Here is a 2,850-nt window from a genome sequence, read left to right on the forward strand (position 1 = left end):
CGGATGCGCTCAGGACCGCCATTTCGCTGTCCCGATAGAGCCGACCATAGGCCAGCAGCACACCGAGAAACATGGCCAGCGGCAACAGCACATTGAGGCTGTCAATGGCGCGCAAGGCAATCATCGCGACCAGAAGATCGGCTGGCACGCTGCCTTTTGCGATCTGATTGAGCACCGCGATCAGGGTTTCACCCACGCTGATCAGCAGCAAAACCGCGCCGACGCCAAGAAATGACATCACGAGCTCACGAAACAGGTATCGGTCGATGATGCGAAGCAACGGCGGTGTGCCTTAGAATGACGGGTTTGGCGCCACGGGCAATCCACGCGCAGCCCGTGCAGTTTACCGACCTGCGCGAACTTGCGCGCCGTCTCCGGCATTCTAATCCCGCAAACGGAACCTTTGATGACCCTGAAGTTCAGCTTGAGCGACACCCCACCGGAAAGCACCGATTCTCCCTGCGTAATCGTCGGCATGTATTCCGATGGCAGTATGAGCGCGGCCGCCACACGTATCGACAAGGCCTCGGCGGGAGCGCTCAAGCGCCTCTTCGAATCCGGTGACATCACCGCCAAGCTTGGCAGCAGTTCCATTTTCTTCGGTCTTGCTGGCATCAAGTCCGGCCGCGTCCTGGTTGTCGGACTCGGGGAAAAAGCCAAGTTCGACGCGGCAGCCTTCAACCGCGCCGCACTTGAAGCCGGTCGCGCCCTGAAGGCCCTGCCGATTGCCAGCGCGACCTCCTGCCTGGTCGAACTCGAGGTAGCGGATCGCGATGCAGCCTGGAAATTGCGCACCGCCGCGCTGGCTGCGGACATGCACGCCTATCGCTATACCGCTACCTTCAAGCCGAAAGACGAGCCGAAGACCGCGCGACTGGAGTCGCTGGTTTTCACCAGCACGGAAAACAAGCGTGCCCTGAGCGAAGCCGCCGCCATCGCCAGTGGCGTGCGTTTCGCGCGCGAGCTCGGCAACCTGCCGCCAAATATCTGCAATCCCGCCTATATCGCCGACCAGTCGATGGCATTCGCCGCGTCGCACGACGGCGTGGAATGCGAGATCCTGGAACGCGAGGACATGGAAAAGCTCGGCATGGGCTCCCTGCTCGCCGTCTCCCGGGGATCCGCAAACCCGCCAAAACTCGTCGTACTCAAATGGAACGGCGGCAGCAAGGGGGCAAAGCCCACCGTTCTGGTCGGCAAGGGAATCACCTTCGATACCGGGGGCATCTCCCTGAAGCCCGGCGCAGGCATGGAGGAGATGAAATTCGACATGTGTGGCGCTGCCGGCATGCTCGGCACATTTGTTTCCGCAGTCGAACTTGCCCTGCCGATCAACCTGGTCTGTATCGCCGCTGCCGTCGAGAACATGCCTGATGGCAATGCCTATCGCCCGAGCGACGTGCTCACCAGCATGTCCGGGCAGACCATCGAAGTGCTCAATACGGATGCCGAGGGTCGCCTGATCCTTTGCGACGCGCTCACCTACGCTCAGAAGTTCGACCCCGAGGTGATCATCGATGCGGCGACCCTGACCGGCGCCTGCGTGGTTGCTCTTGGCAAGCACGCCAGTGGACTGATGACCCAGGACGAAGAGCTTGCCGCACAGTTGCTCGACGCCGGCAATCACACGCTGGATCGCGCCTGGCGCCTGCCACTCTGGGATGAATACCAGAGCGCCCTCGATTCGGCATTCGCCGATGTCGCCAATCTCGGCGGCAAATACGGCGGTGCGATCACGGCGGGTTGCTTCCTTTCGCGCTTCACCACCGGTTTCCGCTGGGCGCATCTGGATATCGCCGGCACGGCCTGGAACGAGGGCCGCAAGGGCCTCGCCACTGGACGCCCGGTGCCGCTGCTGACCCAATACCTGATCAACCGCTGCGCTTGAGCATGGAAGCTGAACAGGCCAGGCGGCAAAAGAACGCGGCGATCACGGCAATGCTGGGCGTGTCGCTGGTGGGCGGCATCATCGTCGCGGCGTTCGGCCCGGCTCCGTCAGAATCGGGCATCAGCCTGAGCCTGCCGCAGCTGGTCGCCAACGTGGTCCTGTTCGTGCTCGGATTCCGATGGCTGCAGGTGGATAGCGCCCAGCTGGATATTCGTCGGCCGATCTGGCTGAACATCGGCATCATCCTGCTTGCGGCCGTTTTCGTCCCGTATTATTTTTTCAAGACGCGACCGGCCGGTGCCCGCATGACGCCGATTCTCTCGTTCTTCGGACTTGTCATAGGTTGCGCGATGGCTTCGGCCATTGGCACGATCCTGATGACCATGCTGCAGCCTGGCAGCGCTCCAGCCTCGACGCTCTGAGTAGATGCCGCGCGCCGACTTCTATCTGATCGACAAGCCCCGGTTCCGCGAGGAACCGTTGCTGCTGGTCTGCGAGCTCGCACGCAAGGCGTTCGCCAGCGAACAACCGACCGTGATCCTGGCCCGCAACCAGGATCAGGCCGAGGAGATCGATGCGCGTCTTTGGGCATTCGATGACGACGCATTCATCCCACATCAGATTGCCGGCGACGACGATGATGCGATCACGGCCGTGCTCATCGTGCCGCCAGGCATGGACGTCGGCGATCGCCCACTCGCAATCAACCTGCGCGACGACTGCGCGCTGGGCAAGCACGAACGCATACTGGAAGTCGTGGCCGCCGATCCCGCGGAACGCGACGGGTCCCGCAAGCGCTGGAGTGAATACAAGCGCCGCGGCTATGAATTGAACAAGCACGAGATGTGAAGGGCCAGGATTCGGGATTTGTTATTCGGGATTGGCAGGAGCGATTCCACGCATCCAGAATCTACCGCATCGAATCTCGAATCCCGAATATCGAATCTCGTACACCCCAACCC

General features: G+C 61.8%; 4 protein-coding genes. 3 read left to right on the plus strand and 1 reads right to left on the minus strand.

Going from position 1 to position 2,850, the window contains the following annotated elements; translation table 11 throughout:
• Nucleotides 1–280, minus strand: a 280-nt coding sequence (locus tag WBP53_RS05550) for an LptF/LptG family permease (protein ID WP_423926760.1), incomplete at its 3' end; no start/stop codon positions are given.
• A gap of 126 nt (nucleotides 281–406) precedes the next feature.
• On the opposite strand from WBP53_RS05550, the gene WBP53_RS05555 reads away from it, so the two are divergent.
• Genes WBP53_RS05555 through WBP53_RS05565 form a run of 3 tightly spaced genes read left to right on the plus strand, consistent with a single transcriptional unit; the run spans nucleotide 407 to nucleotide 2,737 of the window.
• Nucleotides 407–1,888, plus strand: coding sequence for a leucyl aminopeptidase (locus tag WBP53_RS05555; RefSeq protein WP_423926762.1), 1,482 nt, complete (start codon nucleotides 407–409; stop codon nucleotides 1,886–1,888).
• The gene (locus WBP53_RS05560; RefSeq protein ID WP_423926764.1) at nucleotides 1,885–2,310 is read left to right on the plus strand and encodes a hypothetical protein; all 426 of its coding nucleotides are present in this window, start codon (nucleotides 1,885–1,887) and stop codon (nucleotides 2,308–2,310) included. The genes WBP53_RS05555 and WBP53_RS05560 overlap by 4 nt, the downstream gene beginning before the upstream one ends.
• Nucleotides 2,311–2,314: 4 nt before the next feature.
• Nucleotides 2,315–2,737 carry a DNA polymerase III subunit chi gene (locus WBP53_RS05565; protein ID WP_423926766.1) on the plus strand — a complete coding sequence of 141 codons (423 nt, stop codon included), beginning with the start codon at nucleotides 2,315–2,317 and terminating at the stop codon, nucleotides 2,735–2,737.
• Nucleotides 2,738–2,850: the final 113 nt, after the last annotated feature.

The organism is Dokdonella sp. (genome assembly GCF_049593775.1).
Classification (GTDB): Bacteria; Pseudomonadota; Gammaproteobacteria; order Xanthomonadales; family Rhodanobacteraceae; genus Dokdonella.

Coding starts and splice junctions, on each gene's coding strand:
- WBP53_RS05555 (WP_423926762.1), top strand. CDS start 407: ATGACCCTGAAGTTCAGCTTGAGCGACACCCCACCGGAAAGCACCGAT.
- WBP53_RS05565 (WP_423926766.1), top strand. CDS start 2,315: ATGCCGCGCGCCGACTTCTATCTGATCGACAAGCCCCGGTTCCGCGAG.